11 protein-coding genes are annotated in these 24726 nt (G+C 48.5%); 10 read left to right on the forward strand and 1 reads right to left on the reverse strand.

Annotated features, from left to right (window positions below; all coding sequences use genetic code 11):
• Positions 1-413: 413 nt before the first annotated feature.
• From L5M17_RS02480 to L5M17_RS02525, 10 genes are all read left to right on the forward strand, one after another.
• The gene (locus tag L5M17_RS02480) at positions 414-1283 is read left to right on the forward strand and encodes a transcriptional regulator (protein ID WP_263144980.1); all 870 of its coding nucleotides are present in this window, start codon (positions 414-416) and stop codon (positions 1281-1283) included.
• The gene (locus L5M17_RS02485) at positions 1280-9361 is read left to right on the forward strand and encodes a type I polyketide synthase (protein WP_263144982.1); all 8082 of its coding nucleotides are present in this window, start codon (positions 1280-1282) and stop codon (positions 9359-9361) included. Before L5M17_RS02480 ends, L5M17_RS02485 begins: the two co-directional genes overlap by 4 nt.
• The gene (locus L5M17_RS02490) at positions 9358-11622 is read left to right on the forward strand and encodes a PfaB family protein (RefSeq protein WP_263144985.1); all 2265 of its coding nucleotides are present in this window, start codon (positions 9358-9360) and stop codon (positions 11620-11622) included. Before L5M17_RS02485 ends, L5M17_RS02490 begins: the two co-directional genes overlap by 4 nt.
• The gene (locus L5M17_RS02495) at positions 11619-17624 is read left to right on the forward strand and encodes a beta-ketoacyl synthase N-terminal-like domain-containing protein (RefSeq protein ID WP_317629584.1); all 6006 of its coding nucleotides are present in this window, start codon (positions 11619-11621) and stop codon (positions 17622-17624) included. The genes L5M17_RS02490 and L5M17_RS02495 overlap by 4 nt, the downstream gene beginning before the upstream one ends.
• Positions 17625-17747: 123 nt before the next feature.
• Complete coding sequence (gene pfaD, locus L5M17_RS02500; protein WP_263145393.1) at positions 17748-19394, forward strand: eicosapentaenoate synthase subunit PfaD; 1647 nt, start codon at positions 17748-17750, stop codon at positions 19392-19394.
• Positions 19395-20120: 726 nt separating this feature from the next.
• Positions 20121-20669 (forward strand): hypothetical protein, encoded by a 549-nt coding sequence (locus L5M17_RS02505; protein ID WP_263144987.1) that lies wholly within the window; start codon positions 20121-20123, stop codon positions 20667-20669.
• 228 nt (positions 20670-20897) lie between these two features.
• Positions 20898-21326, forward strand: a complete 429-nt coding sequence (locus tag L5M17_RS02510) for a helix-turn-helix transcriptional regulator (RefSeq protein WP_131523824.1) — start codon at positions 20898-20900, stop codon at positions 21324-21326.
• 390 nt (positions 21327-21716) lie between these two features.
• Complete coding sequence (locus L5M17_RS02515) at positions 21717-21893, forward strand: DUF1328 family protein (RefSeq protein ID WP_028760636.1); 177 nt, start codon at positions 21717-21719, stop codon at positions 21891-21893.
• A 23-nt stretch (positions 21894-21916) separates the two neighbouring features.
• The gene (locus L5M17_RS02520; RefSeq protein WP_028760637.1) at positions 21917-22111 is read left to right on the forward strand and encodes a hypothetical protein; all 195 of its coding nucleotides are present in this window, start codon (positions 21917-21919) and stop codon (positions 22109-22111) included.
• A gap of 144 nt (positions 22112-22255) precedes the next feature.
• The gene (locus L5M17_RS02525; protein ID WP_263144992.1) at positions 22256-23935 is read left to right on the forward strand and encodes a diacylglycerol kinase family protein; all 1680 of its coding nucleotides are present in this window, start codon (positions 22256-22258) and stop codon (positions 23933-23935) included.
• 50 nt (positions 23936-23985) lie between these two features.
• Here L5M17_RS02525 and L5M17_RS02530 read toward each other — a convergent pair whose 3' ends face one another.
• Entirely contained in the window at positions 23986-24645 is a 660-nt protein-coding gene (locus L5M17_RS02530) for a hypothetical protein (RefSeq protein WP_113941067.1), read from the reverse strand.
• Positions 24646-24726 lie beyond the last annotated feature (81 nt).

Raw genomic sequence — 24726 nt, forward strand, 5'->3', positions numbered from 1 at the left:
TGCGCCAAGGTTTTGCGCCCAAATTAACAGGTTTAGCCGCACAGTCTGATTCCTTGCAGAGGAGGCTTAAGCCAATATTGGGCTATTTTACCCCGCTAACTCAAAAAAGCGGTCTTTATCGCCCCTAAAAATTTAATTCTTCCACTATCAAAGTATTAAAAAGCCCAAGCGGTCAACGAAAACCCAACATAACGCACAGAAAATACCATTACTCAACGAAAGCCAATAAATTCCAGTCCCAGATGATTGTATCGACCCGAAACCTCAGGTAATCTGCATCCCCATTAAGTGACACAGATGATAAGCACAGGTTTTACGATGAGTGTCACTATGTTCTTCAAGAGTGCCACAGCTGACTCAGCCAAAATGGCTTCTCAGTCCCAATAGATTATGTCGGATGATAATTATTATTAATGGCAGCTCGCGACTCTCAATCTAAAGCGCCGTCTTACGCCCCTAAGAGCACAACTCAAGCGGCGAAAAAAGACAGCGCACCTCGGCATCGAAACGCCACCACCACGCCTGAAATGCGACTCTTTATCCAGCAATCGGATCTGAGCGTCAGCCAGCTGGCAAAAATTTTAAATATTACTGAGGCAACGGTGCGTAAATGGCGGAAGCGTGAGTCCATTAGTAACAGTTCGAACACGCCCCATCACCTCAATACCACGCTCACGCCGATGGAAGAATATGTGGTGGTGGGATTACGCTATCAACTCAAACTCACCTTAGATAGATTACTTCAGGTTACCCAAACCTTTATTAATCCCAATGTGTCGCGCTCCGGCCTTGCCCGTTGCTTAAAGCGCTACGGCATATCGCGGCTCGATGAATTTGAAGCACCGCAAGTCCCCGAACGCTATTTTAATCAATTGCCTGTGACTCAAGGCAGCGATATCCAAACCTATACGGTCAATCCAGAAACCTTGGCTAAGGCGCTCGCATTGCCGAGTACCGACGGCAATACTGTGGTGCAAGTGGTGTCACTCACCATACCGCCGCAGCTCACTGAGCAAGCGCCAAGCTCAGTACTATTAGGCGTAGACACAGCAAGTGATTGGATTTACCTCGATATTTATCAAGACAGCAATACCCAAGCGACCAATAGATATATCGCCTATGTCCTTAAACATGGGCCGTTTCATTTACGAAAGTTGCTCGTTCGCAACTATCACACCTTCTTAGCCCGTTTTCCCGGTGCCCATGGCACGCCAAAGACAAGCGCGGCTGGATCCCAAAACAAGGTCACCGTATCCAGGTCGACCCGTGGAGACTCTTTATGAGCCATACCCCTTCTGTACCTAATTCTGCGACTGAGTCAAAAAAAGATAAACGACTCAACAAACGTTTAAAAGATATGCCCGTTGCCATCGTCGGCATGGCCAGCATCTTCGCTAACTCGCGTTATTTAAATAAATTTTGGGATTTGATCAGCGAAAAAATCGATGCCATTACTGACATCCCAGACACCCATTGGCGCGCCGAAGATTACTACGATGCCGACAAAAGCAAAGCCGATAAAAGCTACTGTAAACGCGGTGGTTTTTTACCAGAAGTCGACTTCAATCCAATGGAATTTGGTCTGCCACCCAATATTCTTGAGCTAACAGATACCTCGCAACTGCTGTCGCTGATTGTCGCCAAAGAAGTGCTTGCCGATGCTAATCTGCCCGCCGATTACGACCGTGACCGTATCGGCATCACCCTAGGCGTGGGTGGTGGTCAAAAAATCAGTCAGAGCTTAAACTCGCGTCTGCAATATCCAGTGCTTAAAAAAGTATTCAAAAGCAGCGGCCTGAGCGATGAAGACAGCGAAATGCTGATCAAAAAGTTCCAAGACCAATATATCCACTGGGAAGAAAACTCTTTCCCAGGGTCCTTAGGCAACGTGATTGCAGGCCGTATCGCCAACCGTTTTGATTTTGGCGGCATGAACTGTGTTGTCGATGCTGCCTGCGCGGGTTCGCTTGCCGCTATGCGTATGGCGTTGACGGAACTGACCGAAGGTCGCAGCGACATGATGATCACTGGTGGTGTCTGTACCGATAACTCGCCGTCCATGTACATGAGCTTCTCAAAAACGCCAGCCTTCACCACCAATGAAACCATTCAACCCTTTGATATCGATTCAAAAGGCATGATGATCGGCGAAGGGATCGGCATGGTCGCGCTTAAACGCCTTGAAGATGCCGAGCGCGATGGCGACCGAATTTATGCGGTCATCAAAGGCGTTGGCGCCTCATCTGACGGTAAGTTTAAGAGTATTTATGCGCCGCGCCCTGAGGGCCAAGCTAAAGCTCTCGAACGCGCTTACGACGATGCAGGTTTTGCCCCGCACAGCATTGGCTTAGTTGAAGCCCATGGCACGGGTACTGCCGCAGGTGATGTGGCTGAATTTAATGGCTTAAAATCAGTATTTGCCCAAGGCAACGACACAAATCAACATATCGCGTTAGGTTCAGTAAAATCCCAAGTGGGCCACACTAAATCCACAGCAGGCACTGCTGGGGTGATCAAAGCCGCGCTAGCGCTGCACCACAAGGTATTGCCTGCGACCATTAACGTTAGCAAGCCTAATCCAAAACTGAATATCGAAAGCTCACCATTCTATTTAAATACCGAAACTCGCCCATGGTTCCAGCGCGCCGATGCAACGCCGCGCCGTGCAGGTGTAAGCTCCTTTGGTTTTGGCGGCACGAACTTCCATCTTGTATTAGAAGAATACAAACCTGAGCACAGCCGCGATGAGCAATATCGTCAGCGCAGTGTGCCGCAGACACTATTGTTTGCCGCAGCCAATAAAGCCGCGCTGCTTAGCGAGTTAAAAGCTGCGCTGAGCCAAAGCGTGAACACGAGTGCAAACGCGAATAAGAGCAGCGCTGCGAGCCTAAACGCTATCGCTCAGCAATATCCGCTGCGCACACTGGCAAGCACAGATGCCCGTTTAGGTTTTGTGGCTAAGGATATCGCTCAGCTACAAGCTCAGCTAAATCAATCGATTGCGCATATAGAAAGCGGGCACCTAGAAACCAGTGCAAGCGAGGCGTGGCAATTACCGTCTGGGATCAGCTACCGCTCCCATGCCTTGGTCGCTAAAAATGAATCAAAGAAAGTAGCTGCCCTGTTTGCTGGTCAAGGTTCACAGTACCTGAACATGGGTCGCGAACTCGCCTGCCATTTCCCGGAAATGCGCCAACAAGTGACGGCCAGCGATAAAGTATTTGCTCACCACGGTCAAACACCGTTATCGAACATCCTCTACCCTATTCCAGCATTCGATGCCGATGCGGTGAAAGCCCAAGAAGCGGCGCTGACCAATACCCTGTTCGCCCAAAGCGCCATAGGCGCGGTTTCAATGGCGCAATATTCGCTATTAACGCAAGCGGGTTTTGCCCCCGATATGGTGGCGGGTCATAGCTTTGGTGAATTGTCAGCCCTTTGCGCGGCAGGCGTGATTTCCAATGAGGATTACGTCGAACTGGCCTTCGCCCGCGGACATGCCATGGCGCAAGTGCCGAGCGATACTGGGACTCAAGTTGATTTAGGAACCATGTTCGCGATTATTCTTAAGCAAAAGAATGATATCGATGCGATCAATAGCTGTTTAGCCCAGTTTGATGGCGTTAAAATTGCCAACTACAACGCGCCGACGCAATTAGTCATCGCAGGTGGCACAGAGCAAACTCAGCTGGCCGCGAAAGCCATTAGTGAACTGGGCTTTAAAGCGATTGCCCTGCCTGTCTCAGGCGCGTTCCATACCCCATTGGTTGGACACGCACAAAAGCCATTTGCCAAAGCCATTGATAAAGCTAAATTCAGCGCGCCTTCAGTCGCACTTTATGCCAACGGTACGGGTCAATTGCACCCAAGCGATGGCAAAGCCATTAAAGCAGAATTCAAACAACACATGCTGCAATCGGTTCGCTTTAGCGAACAACTGCAGGCCATGTATGACGCTGGCGCCCGTGTGTTTGTTGAGTTTGGCCCTAAGAACATACTGCAAAAGTTAGTTGAAAATACCTTAGGTGAACACTTAAATGAGCTTTGCCTTGTCAGCATGAACCCGAATCCTAAGGGCGACAGTGACAGTCAATTACGCTTAGCTGCAGTGCAATTAGCCGTAGCCGGCGTGGCGTTAACTGAGGTTGACCCCTATCAAGCCGTCACGTCACAAGAAATTGCCGAACGTGAAGCGCCATCAGCGATGAACATCAAACTCACCGCCACTAACCATATTAGTGCTGCAACCAAAGCTAAGATGGCTAAATCCCTCGCCACAGGCAGCGTGACTAGCCAAGTGCAATATGTGGATCGCATCGTTGAAACGGTTGTCGAAAGAGAAGTCGAAAAAATCGTTGAGAAAGAAGTCATCGTCGAAAAAGTGGTTGAAAAAATAATAGAAGTGGAAGCGAATCAAGTGGCAACTGTTGAAATGAAACAAAAATCCTCAAGCGTGACGCAAGGCTTAAACAATCACCAGCAACAAGCGACGGCGCAATTGAACCCAAGCGTCAGCGGCGATGCATTAACGGCATTTTTCAGCGCACAATCTCAAGCGGCGCAGTTGCATCAACAGTTTTTAGCTATCCCGCAGCAATACGGCGATACCTTCACGACACTGATGACTGAACAAGCCAAGATGGCAAGCCTTGGCATTGCAATCCCTGAAAGCCTGCAACGCTCGATGGAAATGTTCCACCAGCATCAAGCGCAAACCCTGCAAAGCCACACCGAATTTATGCAGCTACAAAGCAGTAGCAGCCAAGCGGCCTTGGCGATGTTAAACAATGCGCCGATTAACTTTACTCCAGCAGTTGCAAGTCAGCCACGAGCAACTGCGCCGGCTCCAGCACCTTTTGCTGCATCGACAGTTGCGCACAATGCCGCACCAGTAGCGGCTCAGGCTGTTGCGATGAGACCAGCAATTAACACACCTGTTGCACCTGTTGTGCAAACCGCTCCCGTTGCTCATGCGCCTGCTGCGACAGTACAAGTTGCGCCAGCAGCTCCTGCCGCTCCTGCATTAGTCATGCCTGCTGTAGTGATGCCAGAAGTGACACCTGTGGCAACAGCAACGAGCGGTTTAAGCGCTGCATTAGTGCAACAAACCATGATGGCTGTGGTGGCTGACAAGACTGGCTATCCGACTGAAATGCTGGAGCTCAGCATGGATATGGAAGCCGATTTAGGTATCGATTCGATTAAACGCGTTGAAATTTTAGGCACAGTGCAAGACGAACTGCCGGGCTTACCTGAACTCAGCCCAGAAGATCTGGCCGAGTGTCGTACCTTAAGTGAAATCGTTGACTACATGAACAGCAAACTGCCTGCGGCTGGCCAAGTTGTAGTTTCTACAACAGCGCCAACAGCTCCTGCCGCCAACGGTTTAAGCGCTGCGTTAGTGCAACAAACCATGATGGCTGTGGTGGCTGACAAGACAGGCTATCCCACTGAAATGCTGGAACTCAGCATGGATATGGAAGCCGATTTAGGTATTGATTCAATTAAGCGCGTTGAAATCTTAGGCACAGTACAAGACGAACTGCCGGGTTTACCTGAACTCAGCCCAGAAGATCTGGCCGAGTGTCGCACCTTGGGTGAAATCGTTGACTACATAAACAGCAAACTGCCAGCGGCTGGCCAAATTGTAGTTTCTACAACAACGCCAACAACTCCTGCAGCCAGCGGTTTAAGTGCTGCGTTAGTGCTGCAAACTATGATGACTGTGGTAGCCGACAAGACAGGCTACCCCACTGAAATGCTGGAACTCAGCATGGATATGGAAGCTGATCTCGGTATCGATTCCATCAAGCGCGTTGAAATCTTAGGTACAGTACAAGATGAGCTACCAGGTTTACCTGAGCTGAATCCTGAAGATCTGGCCGAGTGTCGCACCTTGGGTGAAATCGTTAACTACATGCAAAGTAAGCTTACACAAAATGACAAGCTGCCTGCAGCGGGCGCAGTTATCGTAGCAACTCATAGCGGTTTAAGTGCTGCGTTAGTGCAACAAACCATGATGGCTGTGGTGGCCGACAAGACAGGCTACCCCACTGAAATGCTGGAACTGAGCATGGATATGGAGGCTGATCTAGGTATCGACTCCATCAAGCGCGTTGAAATTTTAGGCACAGTGCAAGACGAACTTCCGGGCTTACCTGAACTCAATCCTGAAGATCTGGCCGAGTGTCGCACCTTAGGTGAAATCGTTGACTACATGAACAGCAAATTGCCAGTAGTTAGCGCGGTAGCAGTTGCACCAGCGGCAAACGTTGAAGCAACGCCAGCACAAGTTCCTGCGAATAACGGCTTAAGTGCTGCACTTGTCCAACAAACCATGATGGCTGTGGTGGCCGACAAGACTGGCTACCCCACTGAAATGCTAGAACTCAGCATGGATATGGAGGCCGATTTAGGTATCGATTCCATCAAGCGCGTTGAAATTTTAGGCACAGTGCAAGACGAGCTACCGGGTTTGCCTGAACTCAATCCTGAAGATCTGGCCGAGTGTCGTACCTTAGGTGAAATCGTTAGCTATATGCAAGGCAAGCTAGGCCAAAACGCGGTAAGCCAGAATGCCGCGCCAGTTAGCGCTGTCGTTCAGCCTGAACCTACTATCGATTTACCACCACACAGTGAGGTGGTGCTAAAAAAGTTGCCAGCGGCGGCTGAGCTAGCGCAATTATCGCCACAGCAATCATCAAAGCAATCAGCGCAACAAGCTGTGACACGAACTTTCGCTAAAGATGCCTGCATTATCATTAGCGATGATGGCCACAATGCTGGCGTACTTGCCGAAAAATTGCATGCTCAAGGTCTAACGGTTGTGGTTGTGCGCTCGCCTGAAAGCCTTGTGGCCAGTGCATCACCGCTCAATAGCCACATTGCCAGCTTCACATTGGCGGCGATTGACGATGCCAGCATTGGTGCCGTAATTAATGAGATCAAAAGCTTAGGTACGGTTGCAGGCTTTATTCATCTGCAACCACAACATAAAAACTCAGCAGATACTAAAGGTTTAGTGCTGTCCAGTGCCGCCAAGGCATCCGTCGAGCAAGCGTTCTTGTTCGCCAAGCACTTACAACCGTTTTTAACAACAGCAGCGACCGCCAATACTGGTAGTAGTTTTATCAGCGTCAGTCGTATCGACGGTGGTTTTGGTTATCTTAACCACAGCCAAATTGCCCGCAGCGAGTTAAACCAAGCAGCATTGGCAGGTCTAACGAAAACCTTGAGCCACGAGTGGCCAAGCGTGCATTGCCGCGCCTTAGATATCGCGCCAGCACTTGATGCCAAGCAACTGGCCAATGCTGTGATCGCTGAGCTCTTTGCAACCGATAACGTATTGGAAGTCGGTGTTAGCCAAGGCGCAGCCCAAGCACTTGAGCGTGTAACCTTAGTTGCTGGCAAGGCTGATACCCGCCACAGCGCGGCAAACTTGACGAGTGCAGATAAAATACTGGTGACCGGTGGCGCAAAAGGCGTGACCTTTGAATGTGCGCTAAGTTTAGCCAAACGCAGCAAGGCGCACTTTATCCTTGCTGGCAGAAGCAGCCAACAAGCCATTCCCGCTTGGGCACAGGGTAAGAATAACAGTGAACTTAAAGCCGCAGCTATTTCCCACATTCAAAGCTTGGGCGAGAAACCCACGCCAAAACAAGTGGATGCCTTAGTATGGCCAGTTCAAAGCAGCCTAGAAATTGCAGCCGCACTAGAAGCCTTTACCGCTGTGGGCGCGAGCGCCGAGTACTTAAGTCTCGATGTTAACAATCCAGATGCGATCGCCAGCACGATAGTGCCGATCACCGAGTTGTCGCCTATTACTGGCATCATCCATGGTGCGGGCGTACTCGCCGATAAACACATCCAAGACAAAACCTTAGATGAGTTAGCACGGGTGTATGGCACTAAGGTCACAGGTATAAGCAATCTACTTGCCGCACTGGATTTAGATAAATTAAAACTGATTGCCCTATTCTCTTCGGCGGCGGGTTTTTACGGCAATACTGGCCAAAGCGATTACGCCATGTCCAACGACATACTCAACAAAGCCGCACTGCAACTGGCGCAGCAACTGCCAAATGCCAAAGTGATGAGCTTCGATTGGGGTCCGTGGGACGGCGGCATGGTGAATCCTGCGCTGAAAAAGATGTTTATCGATCGCGGTGTCTATGTGATCCCGTTAAAGGCGGGTGCTGAGTTATTTGCGAGCCAATTACTGAGCAACACAGGCGCACAATTGCTGGTCGGTACTGACATGCAAGGCAGCGCACCTCATGACGACACTTCTAATAAAGTGCAAGAGACTGAAGGTGGCAATCTAAAAAAGCCTGAAGCGGATCTGACCACTGACTCGTCGGATCCGCATGCTTTGCTTAACGCTTTAAATCCAAGCGCAGTAAATATAAGCGCTGTAAAACTGCAGCGCACACTGGACCCTAAGGCAATGATCTTTATTGAAGATCACTGCATTAACGGTAATCCCGTATTACCGACTGTGTGCGCGATTCAGTGGATGCGTGAAGCCGCCTTTGATGTGCTCAAGCAGCCTGTCAAAGTGCAAAGCTACAAGCTGTTGAAGGGCATTATTTTCGACGCTATGACGTTAGAAAACGGTGCGTTAGAAAACGGCGCGCCCATCACGCTAGAACTTGAACTTGCACCGATGGCGTTAACGGATAAAGCCGCGAAAGACACAGACGAGTACTTGAGTGGACAATTCAGTGCCTTAATCAGCTTTGAAGGTCGTCCGCAATATCAAGCCATCTTAGTGATTGATGATGCGCCTAGTGATAACTTAGCCACTAATAGCAAAGCAACTGCCTTTAACGCGCATAGCTTGGCAGGACTTTCTGCCATCACAACCGCAAGCAGCCTTTACAGCGACGGCACGCTTTTCCACGGCCCAAGACTGCAAGGTATTGAGTCTGTGGTGAAGTTTGACGATGCGAGCTTAGTCGCCAAGGTGAGTATTCCCCATGTTGCGTTAGCGGACTGCGGGAGTTTTGTGCCCAATCTGGCCCCTAAAGGCTCACAAGCTTTTGCAGAAGATTTGTTGCTGCAGGCGATGCTGGTATGGGCAAGACTCAAATATGGCGCGGCGAGTTTGCCATCAAGCATTGGTGAGTTTATCTCCCATGCGCCGTTTGCCTTTGGCGATACAGGGTATCTAGTGCTTGAGGTGGTAAAACACTCTGGCCGTGCCCTTGAAGCCAATATTGCACTTTATCATCAAGATGGCCGCTTGAGCTGCGAGATGAACAACGCCAAAGTCACCATCAGCAAAAACCTTAACGGTGCATTCTTAGCTAATAAAGTTGCTAATAAAAGCATTGAAAGCGTGGAGGCAAAAGTCGAGTGAACTTAGCCCCCCCTTTAGCAACGACCCATAACGGCCAAGCTGAAACGTCGATAGCTGACAAAAGCGCCAAGCCACTGCGTATTGCAGTGTTGCTTGGCGATGCCGTCAACCTTGACTCTCACTCAGCCCAAGTATTAGGGACGTTTACTGAACGTGAAAGAGTTCAGATTTGCGCTGCAAATGCCGACCAATCGTCAGTGCATGAGCAAAGCTCGCTCACTGCCTTGTTAGGCCAAGCAACAACAGCCATTGAGCAAGGCAAGCTCGTTGAACTTAAATTCAATGATGGCAATCTGCCCCAGTCTCTTTATTTGCTCGATGGTTTACGCGCCGCCAAACTGCGTCTTCACGCCCACGCGTTTATTGCTGGCTTTGCCGCTGGCAATGAGACAACAGATGTTGAAAATGCGGCGACTGTTGCTAATGCGGCCTTAGCGGCGGCAAAGCGCAGCCCTGCACAAACCGTTCAGCATCAGCTCGTCGCCAACACTCTCAACGAGGCATTTGTTGCGCTGCGCCAAGGCGTAACCGCCCTCGCGGCGCGAACACAAGCGCCGCTTAAAGGCACTACTGATATAAGACAGACAAACGACACTAATCATCAAACTGGCTATTGGTTTAGCGACCAACATCAAGCGCGGGTTTTATGTCTAAATCTTGTAGCAAAGAATCTAGCGGCAACAAGATCAAACCCAGCAGATACCTTGCTGGATTCAGGCCAAGATATTTGCCAAAGCCTAGTGCTGACCCAAGGCACACAAGTTATCGCGCCCAAAGCTCTTGTTGATGAAAACCGGCTGTTTGTGCCGATAAGTGGTGACAGTATTAATGAGCTAAAAACAAAACTGTTTCAGTTGCTTAGTTCACTAGAGATTGGCGCACTAAACACGTCATTTGCATCACATCAACTCGCATTCTTGTTTGAACGCTATGATACCAACGCACCACTGGCATTAGTCTTGATGGCAGCATCGATTGATCACCTCAAACTTGAAGCCAAAGCTATGCTTTCGGCCCTTGAAAATGATGCAGTGCGTCATCATGGTCAACACTTTAAGACGCCAGCGGGTAGCTGTTTCACCGCGAAGCCGCTAGGGGATGCGGGCCTGACCTTTGTATATCCCGGCGTTGGCACTGTTTACGCCAATATGTTCAATAACTTGCATGAGTATTTCCCCGCGCTGTATCACCAGCTAGAACGTGAAGGCGATTTAAGCGCCATGCTGCAATCACCGCAGATTTATGCCGATAATATTAAAACCGCAGCAAGCATGAGCTTAAGCCAGCAAGCGATTAGTGGCGTGGGCGCCAGCTACCTATTCACTAAGCTGTTGACCCAAGTCTTTAATATTAAGCCAAAAATGGCGCTCGGTTACTCAATGGGCGAAGCAGCCATGTGGGCCAGCCTAGATGTGTGGCAAACACCCCATGCTATGATCAACGCCACCGAAAATAGCGATATTTTCAACCATGCCATTTCTGGCGAGCTAACCGCAGTGCGCCGAGCATGGCAGCTTGCGGATAATGAATCCATAGTGTGGAACAGCTTTGTGGTGCGCGCCGACAGCAATGAAATCAAGGCATTATTGCCAGAGTTTCATCGTGCTTATTTAGCCATCACCCAAGGTGATACTTGCGTCATTGCAGGCTGCGAAACAAGCTGCAAAGCCCTACTTGCCAAGTTAGGCAAACGCGGCATTGCTGCCAATCGCGTCACGGCAATGCATACTGCGCCTGCCATGTTAGTCCACGGGCAAGTACAAGATTTCTATACTCAAGCGCTAAAACCCGAGGCGCTAAATCCCGAGGCATTAAAACCTGAGGCGCTAAAAGCGGCGGCGCAAGACTCGCCGATCCGCTTTATCAGTGCAGCGCAAACTGCGCCAGTCACCCTTGATAGCACAAGCATTGGCCGCGCGATTGCCGATACCTTTTGTTCGCCACTCGACTTTAGTGCGCTCATTCAAAATGCCACTGAGCAAGGCGCAAGACTGTTTGTCGAAGTGGGCGCCGATAGGCAAACCAGCACACTCATAGATAAAATCAGCCACGCCCATGCAGGCCAAAGCACGGCGAACGAGGCAACAGTCGCCATTGCCTGCAATGCCAAAGGTGCCGATGCGATTACCAGCTTACTCAAGTGTTTAGCTCAGCTAATAAGCCACAGAGTGCCGCTGTCGTTCGCGCCGCTCATGCAGCCATTAAGTGCTAACGCAGCCCCTTTATCATCAGCAGTATCACCAAAAGGAGAACCCCTGTGAGTTCTCAGCATTCCCCTACGATTGATAAAACTAACGTGCCTATGATTTTGTCAAAAAGTGCGTCAAACCGCGCATCAAAAAGTGCGTCAAAAATTGCGATTGTCGGTCTTGCGACTCAGTATCCTGACGCCGACAATCCTCAAACTTTCTGGCAAAATCTGCTGGATAAAAAAGACTCTCGCACCCAAATTAATCGCGAAAAGCTCAATGCCAATCCAGCCGATTATCAAGGTGTTCAGGGGCAATCTGACCGTTTTTACTGTGATAAGGGCGGCTACATCCAACACTTCCAGTTTGATGCCAAGGGCTATCAACTGCCTGAGTCTGCCTTTGACGGTTTAGATGAAAGCTTTTTATGGGCACTCGATTGCAGTCGTAAAGCCCTGCAAGACGCAGGGATTGCCCCAAGCGATGCAGTACTGACGCGCACTGGTATCGTAATGGGAACCTTGTCGTTCCCCACGGCCCGATCCAATGAATTATTTTTGCCTCTGTATCATCAAACCGTTGAAAAGGCGCTGCAAAACAAACTTAATCAAAGCGCATTTCAGCTGGCTGATTTTGGCAACTCAGTTAACGATCTCAATGCCAATAGCCAAACCTTAAACATCGCCAATGGTGCCGTTGCTCACACAGCCTCAAAACTGGTCAGCGATGCACTCGGTTTGGGTGGCACCCAGTTGAGTCTGGACGCCGCCTGCGCCAGTTCGGTTTATGCGCTCAAACTCGCCTGCGATTACCTAACAACAGGCAAGGCAGATATGATGCTTGCGGGCGCAGTATCGGGCGCCGATCCCTTCTTTATCAACATGGGATTCTCGATTTTCCACGCCTATCCAGATCACGGTATTTCGGCGCCCTTTGATAGCAACAGCAAAGGCTTATTCGCCGGAGAAGGCGCTGGGGTGTTAGTCTTAAAACGCTTAGAAGATGCCGAGCGCGATGGCGATAACATCTATGCCGTCGTTAGCGGCATTGGTTTGTCGAACGACGGTAAAGGCCAGTTTGTATTAAGCCCCAACAGCAAGGGCCAAGTGCAAGCCTTCGAGCGCGCCTATAGTGCCGCAAACACACTGCCCGCCAATATCGAAGTGATTGAATGCCATGCCACAGGCACGCCGCTTGGGGATAAGGTCGAACTCGCTTCGATGGAACGCTTTTTTGAGGACAAACTCGCGGGCTCTGCGGTGCCGCTGATCGGTTCGGCAAAATCCAACTTAGGCCATTTACTCACAGCCGCGGGCATGCCGGGGATCATGAAGATGATTTTTGCCATGCGCTCGGGTCGACTGCCGCCAAGTATTAACTTATCAGCGCCGATATCCTCGCCTAAGGGCTTATTTAGCGCTAAAAATCTACCTACAGAACTGCATGCTTGGCCCGATAAAGCCGGCAATGACCGCCGCCACGCGGGTGTTTCTGTGTTTGGTTTTGGCGGCTGTAACGCGCATTTATTGCTGGAATCCTATGTTGCCAATACAAACAAGAAGAATGAACAAGCCGCAGCCGCAGTAAGTTACCAGCACACGCCATTAAATATCATTGGCTTAGCATCGCACTTTGGGCCTTTAACCTCCATTAATGCACTGGATAACACGATTCATGCTCGGCAACATGCCTTTATCCCGCTGCCCGCTAAACGCTGGAAAGGCTTAGATAAACACCCTGAGATCTTAGCTAACTTTGGTTTGCCTGCTGTACCGCAAGGCGCGTATATCGACCAGTTCGATTTTGACTTCCTGCGCTTTAAAGTGCCGCCCAATGAGGATGATCGCCTGATCTCCCAGCAACTGCTGCTGATCAAAGTGGCCGATGAAGCGATCCGTGATGCCAACTTAAAACCCGGTGGCAAGGTTGCTGTATTAGTAGCGATGGAAACCGAACTGGAATTACACCAGTTCCGTGGCCGCGTAAATCTGCACACTCAACTGGCAGACAGTCTTAAAAAACAAGGGATAACACTCACACAAGCCGAGTATCTCGCCCTTGAAAAGATCGCCATGGACAGTGTGCTCGATGCCGCCAAACTGAACCAATACACCAGTTTTATTGGCAACATAATGGCGTCACGTATCGCATCCCTTTGGGACTTTAACGGCCCTGCCTTTACCATTTCGGCGGCGGAGCAATCGGTCGCCCGCTGTATCGATGTGGCCGAAAATCTGTTGTCCCAAGAATCCTTAGATGCCGTAGTGATCGCCGCCGTCGATTTAAGTGGCAGTTTAGAGCAAGTGATCCTTAAAAACGCCGTATCGCCAGTGGCATTTACTGCCACTGACACAGGCTGGAAAGTCGGTGAAGGTGCTGGCGCGTTAGTGCTCACAACAGCGCAATCAAGTGCAGCCCAGCCAAGTAATGCCGCTGACAATGCTAATGCCAATAGCAGCTATGGCGACAGTTATGGTCACATCAGCGGCCAAGTATTTGGCGCGATTTGTGACATACAAGGTAATAGCAACGCTGCGCGTATTTGCGATGACTTGCTAACCCAAGCCAAGGTGAATAGCAGCCAGATTAGCTTGATTGAAACCAGTATTGCGGTTGAGCAACTCAGCCGTCCAGAGCTGGTACTCAATACGCTGCTGCCGAGTGTGAGTGAGCGCAGCCAAGCCGCTGATACCCTAGGCCACAACTTTGCCGCTGCGGGTATGGCGAGTATTTTGAGCGCGCTGCTTCAGCTTAAAAATCAGGTGCAGCTTAAAAATCAGGTGCAGCTTAAAAGTCAAGCGCAACTTAACAAGCATTCTTCTCAAGCTCAGCAGCACGCGCTCGTAGCGACGTTTAGCCAAGGTAAATGCTCGCAGTTACTGCTCAGCCAAAGTGCCACGCAAGCATACAATTTGCAGCAAAGGCTAGATCAAGATTTAACGCTTTCTGAGCAAAAACACTTAATAAAACAAGTAACGCTCGGTGGCCGCGATATCTATCAGCATATCCTTGATACGCCGCTCGCAGGCCTTGATGCTATACAACAAAAAGCCCAAGCCATGACAGCATTACCAGCGCGCAGCCAGCGCAAACATTTGGCCCAAATAGCGAGCAAAGACACTAATAGCTTTGCAACAAGCAGCCCAACCACGGCTCAACAAAAAGAGACATTAAGCAGCATGCCAATGAATGCCCTAAGCACCAATAAAAACGCCACTCAAGCAGAGCTAAAAGACGCGGCATTTTTAAGCAATCAGCAACTCGCCCGTGAGGCGCATTTAGCCTTTTTGCAAAGTCGCGCTGAAGGACTGAAACTGGCCGATGCCTTGATGAAAGCCCAGCTTAAGGGCGAACTGACATCAATTGGCCAAGCTGCGCCAGTACAACAGCAAGCCATAGTTCTGGCATCTGCGACAGCGGTTCTTCCACATCCTGTGCTTTATCCCAATCATGCAAAAGTGCCTCTGTACACGCCGCCAACACCGATAAGCAAGCCTTGCATTTGGGATTATGCGGATTTAGTCGAGTACGCCGAAGGCGATATCGCTAACGTCTTTGGCCAAGATTACGCCATTATCGACAGCTATTCGCGCCGTGTACGTCTGCCAACCACAGACTATTTACTGGTATCTCGGGTAACGAAATTAAACGCCCAGATGAACCAATATCAGCCTTGCACTATGACCACAGAATACGACATTCCTGTGGACGCGCCGTATTTGGTCGATGGCCAAATCCCTTGGGCCGTGGCGGTCGAATCGGGTCAATGCGACTTGATGCTGATCAGCTACTTAGGTATCGACTTTGAAAATAAAGGCGAGCGCGTTTATCGCCTGCTCGATTGCACCCTGACCTTCCTTGGCGACTTACCGCGCGGTGGCGACACCCTGCGCTACGACATTTCCATCAATCACTTTGCCCGCAATGGTGATACCTTGTTGTTCTTCTTCTCCTACGAATGTTTCGTGGGCGACAAGCTGATCCTGAAAATGGATGGCGGCTGTGCCGGTTTCTTCACCGACAAAGAACTGGCCGACGGCAAAGGCGTTATTCACACCGAAGCCGAAATCAAAGCGCGCAACCTTGCGCTCAATAATCCCAATAAGCCGCGCTTTAATCCGTTACTTAACTGCGCGCAAAGCCAATTTAATTACAGCCAAATCCATAAACTGCTCGGCGCCGATATCGGTGGCTGTTTTGGCGGCGCCCATGCGGCGCATCAAGCCCAATATGGTTTGCAGCCCTCTTTATGTTTTGCATCCGAAAAATTCCTGATGATTGAACAAGTCAGCAATCTTGAGGTGCATGGCGGCGCGTGGGGCTTAGGCTCAGTTCAAGGCCATAAGCAGCTCGAAGCTGATCATTGGTATTTCCCGTGTCATTTCAAGGGCGACCAAGTGATGGCGGGGTCGTTAATGGCCGAAGGCTGTGGTCAATTACTGCAATTCTTTATGCTGCATATTGGTATGCACCTCGGTGTAAAAGACGGTCGTTTCCAACCGCTAGAAAACGCGTCACAAAAAGTGCGCTGTCGTGGTCAAGTCTTGCCGCAATCTGGCCTGCTCACCTATCGCATGGAAATTACCGAAATCGGTATGAGCCCGCGCCCGTATGCTAAGGCGAATATCGATATTTTGCTTAATGGCAAAGTGGTCGTGGATTTCCAAAACCTTGGTGTGATGATCAAAGAAGAAGCCGAATGCACCCGCTACCTCGCGGATAATGCCAACAGCACAGCTAACAATACGACTAGAAATGTAGCTAAAAATACTGCTTCGGCTGCGCCGCTGGTTTCAACAACATCAGTATCGTTAGCGGCGCCACTGATGGCACAGTTGCCTGATTTAACTGCGCCAACCAATAAAGGCGTAGTGCCGCTTAAGCATGTGAGCGCACCAGTCGCGCCAGCGGATTCAAAGTATGCTAACCGCGTGCCCGACACCCTGCCGTTCACGCCATACCACATGTTCGAATTTGCCACTGGCGACATCGAAAACTGCTTCGGCCCTGATTTCAGTATCTATCGCGGCCTAATTCCACCGCGCACGCCCTGCGGTGACTTACAGCTCACGACTCGCGTCATTGCCATTGACGGCAAACGCGGTGAGCTGAAAAAGCCATCATCGTGTATCGCTGAATACGAAGTGCCAGCAAACGCTTGGTATTATGATAAAAACAGCCATCACGCCGTAATGCCCTATTCAGTGCTAATGGAAATATCACTGCAGCCAAACGGCTTTATCTCGGGCTATATGGGCACCACCTTGGGCTTCCCCGGCCAAGAGCTGTTCTTCCGTAACTTAGACGGCAACGGTAAGCTACTGCGCCATGTGGATTTACGTGGCAAAACCATAGTGAACGACTCACGTTTATTATCGACTGTAATTGCCGGCAGCAACATCATCCAGAATTTCAGTTTTGAATTAAGCTGCGATGGCGAGCCTTTCTACCAAGGTAAAGCGGTATTTGGTTACTTCAAGGGCGATGCGCTGAAAAACCAGTTAGGCATAGACAACGGCAAGACAACTCAGCCTTGGCATGTGCAAAATGGCATAGTAGCCGATAGCCAAATCAATCTGTTAGATAAACAACATCGCAGCTTTAACGCACCAAAAGGTCAACCACATTACCGTTTAGCGGGCGGTCAACTTAACTTTATCGACAAGGCTGAAATCGTGAAAGCCGGCGGTAAAGCGGGCCTTGGCTATTTATACGCCGAGCGCACCATTGACCCAAGTGATTGGTTCTTCCAATTCCATTTCCATCAAGATCCTGTGATGCCAGGCTCATTAGGGGTTGAAGCCATTATCGAGCTGATGCAAACCTATGCGATTGACCAAGACCTTGGCGCGGGCTTTAACAATCCAAAATTCGGGCAGATTTTATCGGATATCAAATGGAAGTATCGCGGTCAAATTAACCCATTAAACAAGCAGATGTCACTGGATGTGCACATTACCAGCGTGACAGACGACAATGGCAAACGCATCATTATGGGCGATGCCAACTTGAGTAAAGATGGTCTGCGGATTTATGAAGTTAAAGATATCGCCATCTGTATTGAAGAAGCCTAGCGAGTTTACGCTGTTAGAAAGACGCTAATCTCGAATAACAAATAACGAATAACGAATAATAAATAGTTGCGCCGCCTTGGCTATCCACATCACCAAGGCGGCACAAATAACATGAGAACACCTATGACTAGCCATACTCTAGATCAATTCAATAGCAATAACGAAAAACTCAGCCCTTGGCCGTGGCAAGTCAACGATGCCGCGCTGAGCTTTGATATCGACTCATTAGGCAAAAAACTCAAAGATTTAAGCCAAGCCTGTTACTTAGTCAATCACAGCGAAAAAGGCTTAGGCATAGCACAAACTGCCGAAGTGACCACCAGTGACAGCCAAGCGCCATTGGGCTCACACCCTGTCAGCGCCTTTGCCCCAGCCCTTGGCACCCAAAGCTTAGGCGACAGTAATTTTCGCCGCGTCCACGGTGTCAAATACGCTTACTACGCCGGCGCTATGGCCAACGGTATTGCCTCGGAAGAACTGGTTATCGCGCTAGGTCAAGCGGGCATTTTGTGTTCGTTTGGCGCGGCGGGGTTAATCCCATCCCGCGTTGAAGCGGCCATTACTCGCATTCAGGCGGCGCTGCCTAATGGTCCTTATGCTTTTAACTTAATTCACAGCCCAAGCGAGCCCGCATTAGAGCGCGGCAGTGTTGAGCTGTTCTTAAAACATAAAGTGCGCACGGTCGAAGCCTCGGCATTTTTAGGTTTAACACCGCAAATCGTCTATTACCGCGCGGCGGGTTTGAGCCGCGACGAACATGGCGAGATAGTCATTGGCAACAAAGTCATCGCCAAAATCAGCCGTACCGAAGTCGCGACTAAGTTTATGGAGCCAGCGCCAGCCAAAATCCTCCAGCAATTAGTGAGTGACGGCCTTATCAGCCAAGACCAAATGGCGATGGCATTGCAGGTGCCTATGGCGGACGACATCACAGCCGAAGCCGACTCAGGCGGCCATACCGACAATCGTCCATTGGTCACGCTATTGCCGACGATTTTGGCGCTCAAAGATGAAATCCAAGCTAAGTATCAATATAAAACGCCCATCCGTGTTGGCGCAGGCGGCGGCGTCGGCACACCCGATGCAGCATTAGCCACCTTCAACATGGGTGCGGCCTTTATCGTCACAGGTTCAATCAACCAAGCGTGTGTGGAGGCGGGCGCGAGCGAACACACACGTAAGTTACTCGCCACCACAGAAATGGCCGATGTGACTATGGCGCCTGCCGCCGATATGTTCGAAATGGGCGTGAAATTACAAGTGGTTAAGCGCGGCACTTTGTTCCCGATGCGCGCCAATAAGCTTTATGAGATCTACACCCGTTACGATTCGATTGATGCCATCCCTGCGGACGAGCGTAAAAAGCTCGAAGAGCAAGTGTTCCGCTCATCACTCGATGATATTTGGGCGGGCACTGTCGCCCACTTTAACGAGCGCGATCCTAAACAAATCGAGCGTGCACTGGATAACCCCAAACGTAAGATGGCGCTGATTTTCCGCTGGTATTTGGGTCTGTCTAGCCGCTGGTCGAACACAGGTGAAGTCGGCCGCGAAATGGATTACCAAATTTGGGCAGGCCCAGCGCTCGGCGCATTTAATGCTTGGGCGAAAGGCAGTTATTTAGATGACTATAAGGCCCGTAATGCGGTGGATTTAGCCAAACATTTAATGGTGGGCGCAGCATATCAATCCCGCATTAACCTGCTGTTATCCCAAGGCGCGACCATTCCAGTTAGCCTGCAACGCTGGAAACCGCTAAATCGTTTTTAAGCACTACGGGACAATAGATACATCAAGTAGGGACTCAACTCCCTGCTTGATGCAGTCTTCTTCACTACCTCGTTAAATCGAAGCGCCTACGTTATTGCCAACCTAATCTCTTGAGTTATAGGCTTTGTTTGTGCCAATGCTGCTAAGCACTGTCGCTCTAGTGGCACGCCGTGAACCCATCCCTGGGGGCTCAACGGAAAAGTCCCTTTTTCCGATGGCCACTGCCGCGACAATGCCCGCCTGCAATCAATCGAATACATGCTGCCTAATTTAAGAATGGGTTGCGAGGCAAACTTTGATAGGACATATCCCCTCCCCAAAACTCTACATCCACCACATGATTTGTGAATAAGGCTTTTGTCATTCAAAAGTATTGTTTTTACGCGCTATTTCAGAAGTACTATTTATCTAACATTAATATTCAATGACTTATAAAAATGTGCAAAACAAAACGAGCAAAAATCATACCTGTGAGTACTTCCCAATCAGAATGATACCTGCTAACGTGAAAATTGTTTTTAATCAGTTAGTTGTGGTGTTCACCAAGAGCTCAAGGTGAAATTATGCGCATGCACACTATACAGCTCTTAGTTTTTGTTTGCCGTATCAAAATCAAGTGCAATTGATGGAATATGATTATCCTCTATTTATCTGTGGTTAAATTAACTCAAAATAGCACTTAGGGTTAGTAATCGCTTTCCAATGTAAACTTAATGTGGGGGCTGTATGACTGTTACTTATGCAAAAGATTTTCACGAAATTACAGAGTCATTAAGAAACAATACTTCACTTAAACGTAAAGTATTAGATTTAGTCCAGTCTGAGCCTATCGCTGGTCAAGTGACGACAGGCGGTTCCAGACTTAATGACTTTCGTGAAATACTGATCGATTTTTTCGATCTACAAATAGATTTAGACGCTACTATTGCTGAAACTGAACGTAGACTACCTCGTCCACAAAGTATGTTTTCTGATGATAACCGTGTTTTTGCAAGCGGTTGGGCAGAACGCCTAGTTAGAACACAAGTTAGCCGTTTTTATAATCAGGCGGTATTAGAATCTATCATTGAAAGTGGCAGTGATGGCTGCTTTGTTGAACATTCTGCAAATGAGCAGGCTTCATCAAAGTGTTCTCAACAATTAGCAGGTACAACTCATAGTGCTCAAGTTATGCTTGCTCGACTGAAATCATCCTATGGGGACGGAGCGTGGGATAAAGAATTAAAACTTCCTGAACATCCGCACTGTACACATACGTTTAGTCCACTGGAATAAAACCATACAAAAAAAGATGGACAGCCAACGCATAGCATTTTTACTATGCGTTGCGTTTTTGTGTTTAAGGAGGTTTGGAGAGGCTTTGATATTGCGTTGCTCATATCTTAACAGGGCCTAAGCAACTTGACGGGCCACTGTCGTAACTTTGACGTAAGGTTGTCATAACTAAAATCAAGAGTTTCGGATGATGATTACCCTCCAGCAATCATTATTAGGAACTAGAAAATGGAACAAATGATAAACAAAGACTTAGTTAAGAAGCTTCGAAACGAACGTTCTTGGTCACAAGATCAACTTGCCACAATCTCAGGACTGAGCATTCGTACTATTCAGAGAATAGAAAGCGAAGGTACCAGTTCTTTAGAATCAAAAAGAGCGTTAGCGGCAGCTTTTGATATTAACGTTAGCAATCTAGATATTAATACTACCGCATCTGGCACTTTGGCACCCATTCTTCGTGGTCGTAAGTTTGGGTTAGCGGGTGCCACCCTGGGTCTTTTAAGCGCCTATATTGGAATATCAATATCTTTTGCCTCAGGGCATATTACGTCGGGTGAAGCAGGAATATATTATGGAGGTCTTGGTGCGTTCTATGGTATTTGCTGTGCCATCATTGTCGTACTATCTAACAGATATCATGTAAACGTTGCTTAATAGAACGCTGTGAAGCTGCGCCTCTGCTGCTGGCGATGTTAGTTAATGCGCAAGTGCTGACAGTTTACCGCAAAGTACTGTCTCTTTTTCAGCCTCGCTATCGACGTCCATCTAAGCCGATACTCAAATAGCATCGGCTTTTTTATGCAGTGTTCCCACGATTTTCTGGCTGAAACTCTTACCGAAGCTTAGGTAAAAATTGCCTACCCCTCTTTTAATTCACTCACACCATTTTAAATAAAATGATTTAAATTATATTTAAAATCAATTAACTACTTAAAATTTTTAAAGTTGGCATTAAGATCGCAATCAAGTAAGAGCCATTAGCCGTTACCTTACAAGTGACACAAACGGTCATGAGAAGGATTAATACAAGGGCAGGAGGTTATTATGCTAGGTTGGACATTAGTATTTCTAGTTGTTGCCGTGATTGCCGGGTTGTTAGGATTTGCTGGGATTGCTGGCGCAGCGGCGGGAATAGCGAAAATCATTTTCTTCATATTTATTGTGTTATTAGTGATTTCTCTGCTGATCAATGCCCTTAAGGGTAAATCACCGCGACTATAATTTTTTTAGAAAAGGAGATAGATATGAAACCATTTACCCTGATGACAAGTGCAGCATTCGCATTATTACTCGCCCTAGGTTTAACGGCCTGTAGTGATAACAAAGCCGAAGACGCGGGCGAAAAAATCGATGAAGTAATGACTGATACAGGTAACGCCATCGAAGATGCCTGTGAAGAAGTCAAAGAAGGTGTTAAAGCTAAAGATACTAAGTGCTAAACAAACCTGACTTTAGGGTGGCAATAGACTCGTCTATTGCCACCCTTTTGGTTTAGACTCGCTCATTTCTGCATCTCTCATCTCGACATCTATCCATTCAAGTGCAACGATTTTAACCAAGAATAATGGCATTGGAGGACTTGCATGCTAACGAAGATCCACATCAAATATTTGTACACTGCAGGTGCAGTATTGTTAGCCTATTTTGCAGTAACAGACACTTCTCCCCTGCTCACTTTCATTTGTGCATGGACAAGTCTGTCACTGTTTTTAGTCGGTTCAGCCTATTGGTTTAATCTCGCCAGTATTTTTAGAAAACGCCAAGATGGCACTATTCCTTGGTATATTCGTTGGGGTTTTATTCCCTTTTTATTAGGCAGTCGACTCTATAACCACTGGGCCAGAAAATACGATTCAGTACCGCCCATGCAGAGGATTGATGAACATCTGTATCTCGGCTGTAGACTCTTTTCCGCAGATCTGGAAACGATTAAAGCCAATAAGATCACTGCCATTCTGGATGTCACCGCTGAATTTGATGGCTTAGATTGGTCGCAATTTGAAGATCATATCGAGTATTTAAATATTCCCATCCTCGACCATAGCGTACCGACCAGCGCCCAACTCAATCAAGCCGTTAACTGGCTGCACCGCCAAGTGCGCGCCAATAAACAGGTACTCATCCACTGTGCTATGGGTCGTGGCCGCTCAGTGCTGGTACTCGCCGCTTATTTGGTTTGTAAAGATAAACAACAGCACTTCGCCGAAGTACTGCAACAGATAAAGCAAATTCGCAAAACCGCTGGCTTAAACAAATGGCAATTACGCGCGCTAGATCGCATGCTCAGTCAAGGGAAAATTAACATCCACAAAGTGGCGTGGATTATCGCCAACCCAGTCTCTGGTGGCGGGAAATGGCAAGAATACAGCGAGCAAATCCAAGATGAACTCAAAGCCTATTTTGACCTGACTTTAAAACTCACAACAGCAGACGAAACTGCAAATGTCTTCGCCGAGCAAGCCCGTAATGCAGGCGCTGATATCATTATCGCCTGTGGTGGCGATGGTACTGTGACTGAAGTGGCCTCTCAAATCGTTGATACGGATATCGTCTTAGGCATCATTCCTCTTGGCACAACTAATGCACTCAGCCATGCCCTCTTTGGTTTAGGCAGTAAGCTTATTCCTATCTCTCAGGCGCTGGATAATATTATTCAAGGGCATTGCCAAGCCATTGATACCGCGCGTTGTAATGAGGCGTTAGTGTTGTTGCTTGTGGGCATAGGGTTTGAGCAACAAATGATTGAATCCGCAAACCGTGAGCGTAAAAATGCTCTCGGCCAGTTTGCCTACCTCGATGGCTTATGGCGCGCAGTGAATGCCGATATCACTTTAACCATCCAGCTCAGCTTAGATGATGCAAAACCCACAACATTGACGACCCATAGCCTAATCGTTGCCAATGCCGCACCGTTTACCAGCGTGTTGGCGCAGGGCGATGGCGAGCCAAACATGACCGACGGTTTGCTCGACATTACTTGGCTGGATGCTGGCGATGAACCCAAAGAGCAGTTGCTTAGCCTCGCTGAATTAGCGATTGCGGGATGGGTAAAAGAGGGCAATAAGAGTGTGCGAGATCAACAAGCGAGTGCAAGTAAAGTCCATCATGCACATGCTAAAAAGGTCACCATCAGCAGCCAGCCTAAGTGTAAATATGTGATTGATGGTGAAGTATTTGAGCCAGCGGATCTCACTATAGAAGTCCAGCCAGCATCTCTTAAAGTGTTTGTTCCTTATCAGGAAACCACTGAGCAAGATGAGTGATCGTTGTGGAGGACATCCAGCCTAACTTTTTAGGCTGGATGACTGAGCATTTATAGAACGAACAAAAAATATAAAATATTCAACAAAATAAATATAACCAGCAGAACCAGTACCCGCATGAAATTAAATTCACTACCTTTGGGAAGTGATTTTTGAGTGGTGTTACTAAAATCCTGAAATTTACAATCTATCGCCTGCGCACATTGCTGTAGAACTTGTTGTAATTCCTTTCTATCAGTGCTGTTAGCCAATTTTAGTTGCGCGCCCTTAGGCTGCTGCAATTGTAGATAGGCGAGATAATGCTCAACGATATCTTCTGCTTGGCGATTACGCTCGAACTGGTGCCAATGGGTTGTTTGCAGCAGATAGAGTTGCACGGAGTGAATATCCGAAAAGGCATAGGAACGCCACCGCCACAATCCCATATACCTCCCATTGAATAAACCTTTACCGAGCCACAATTGCTGTTGCTCAGCGTCTAACCAACACTGTTGCTGAACAAACGCAGTCGGTAACACGGGTAACAATAGAAACAGTGTTACCCAGCCGAGAACGAGCTGTAGTATCGGATCGGGTTGTAAATAGGTTGCTCTGGCGCAGAGTAAACCAAGCAGTAATAACCCAGCAGCAAACAGCCATAATAGAGGTCGGTACTGAGTACTCAGAGTTTGAATATAAAATGCATTTTTAGAAGGTTGATTGAGTTTCACTGAACTTGTTCCTTGTTCCAAAAATTATCTCACCATTCAATATTGACCTGTGCCAGTAACAATAAGAGGCATTGATAGTTT

Origin of the sequence: Shewanella sp. SW24 (assembly GCF_025653395.1) — a bacterium.
Taxonomy (GTDB): Bacteria; Pseudomonadota; Gammaproteobacteria; order Enterobacterales; family Shewanellaceae; genus Shewanella; species Shewanella oncorhynchi.

What these genes read in the sequence shown, in the direction of transcription:
- L5M17_RS02480 (WP_263144980.1), top strand. Translation starts at nt 414, where the DNA reads ATGGCAGCTCGCGACTCTCAATCTAAAGCGCCGTCTTACGCCCCTAAG.
- L5M17_RS02485 (WP_263144982.1), top strand. Translation starts at nt 1,280, where the DNA reads ATGAGCCATACCCCTTCTGTACCTAATTCTGCGACTGAGTCAAAAAAA.
- pfaD (WP_263145393.1), top strand. Translation starts at nt 17,748, where the DNA reads ATGACTAGCCATACTCTAGATCAATTCAATAGCAATAACGAAAAACTC.
- L5M17_RS02505 (WP_263144987.1), top strand. Translation starts at nt 20,121, where the DNA reads ATGACTGTTACTTATGCAAAAGATTTTCACGAAATTACAGAGTCATTA.
- L5M17_RS02510 (WP_131523824.1), top strand. Translation starts at nt 20,898, where the DNA reads ATGGAACAAATGATAAACAAAGACTTAGTTAAGAAGCTTCGAAACGAA.
- L5M17_RS02515 (WP_028760636.1), top strand. Translation starts at nt 21,717, where the DNA reads ATGCTAGGTTGGACATTAGTATTTCTAGTTGTTGCCGTGATTGCCGGG.
- L5M17_RS02520 (WP_028760637.1), top strand. Translation starts at nt 21,917, where the DNA reads ATGAAACCATTTACCCTGATGACAAGTGCAGCATTCGCATTATTACTC.
- L5M17_RS02525 (WP_263144992.1), top strand. Translation starts at nt 22,256, where the DNA reads ATGCTAACGAAGATCCACATCAAATATTTGTACACTGCAGGTGCAGTA.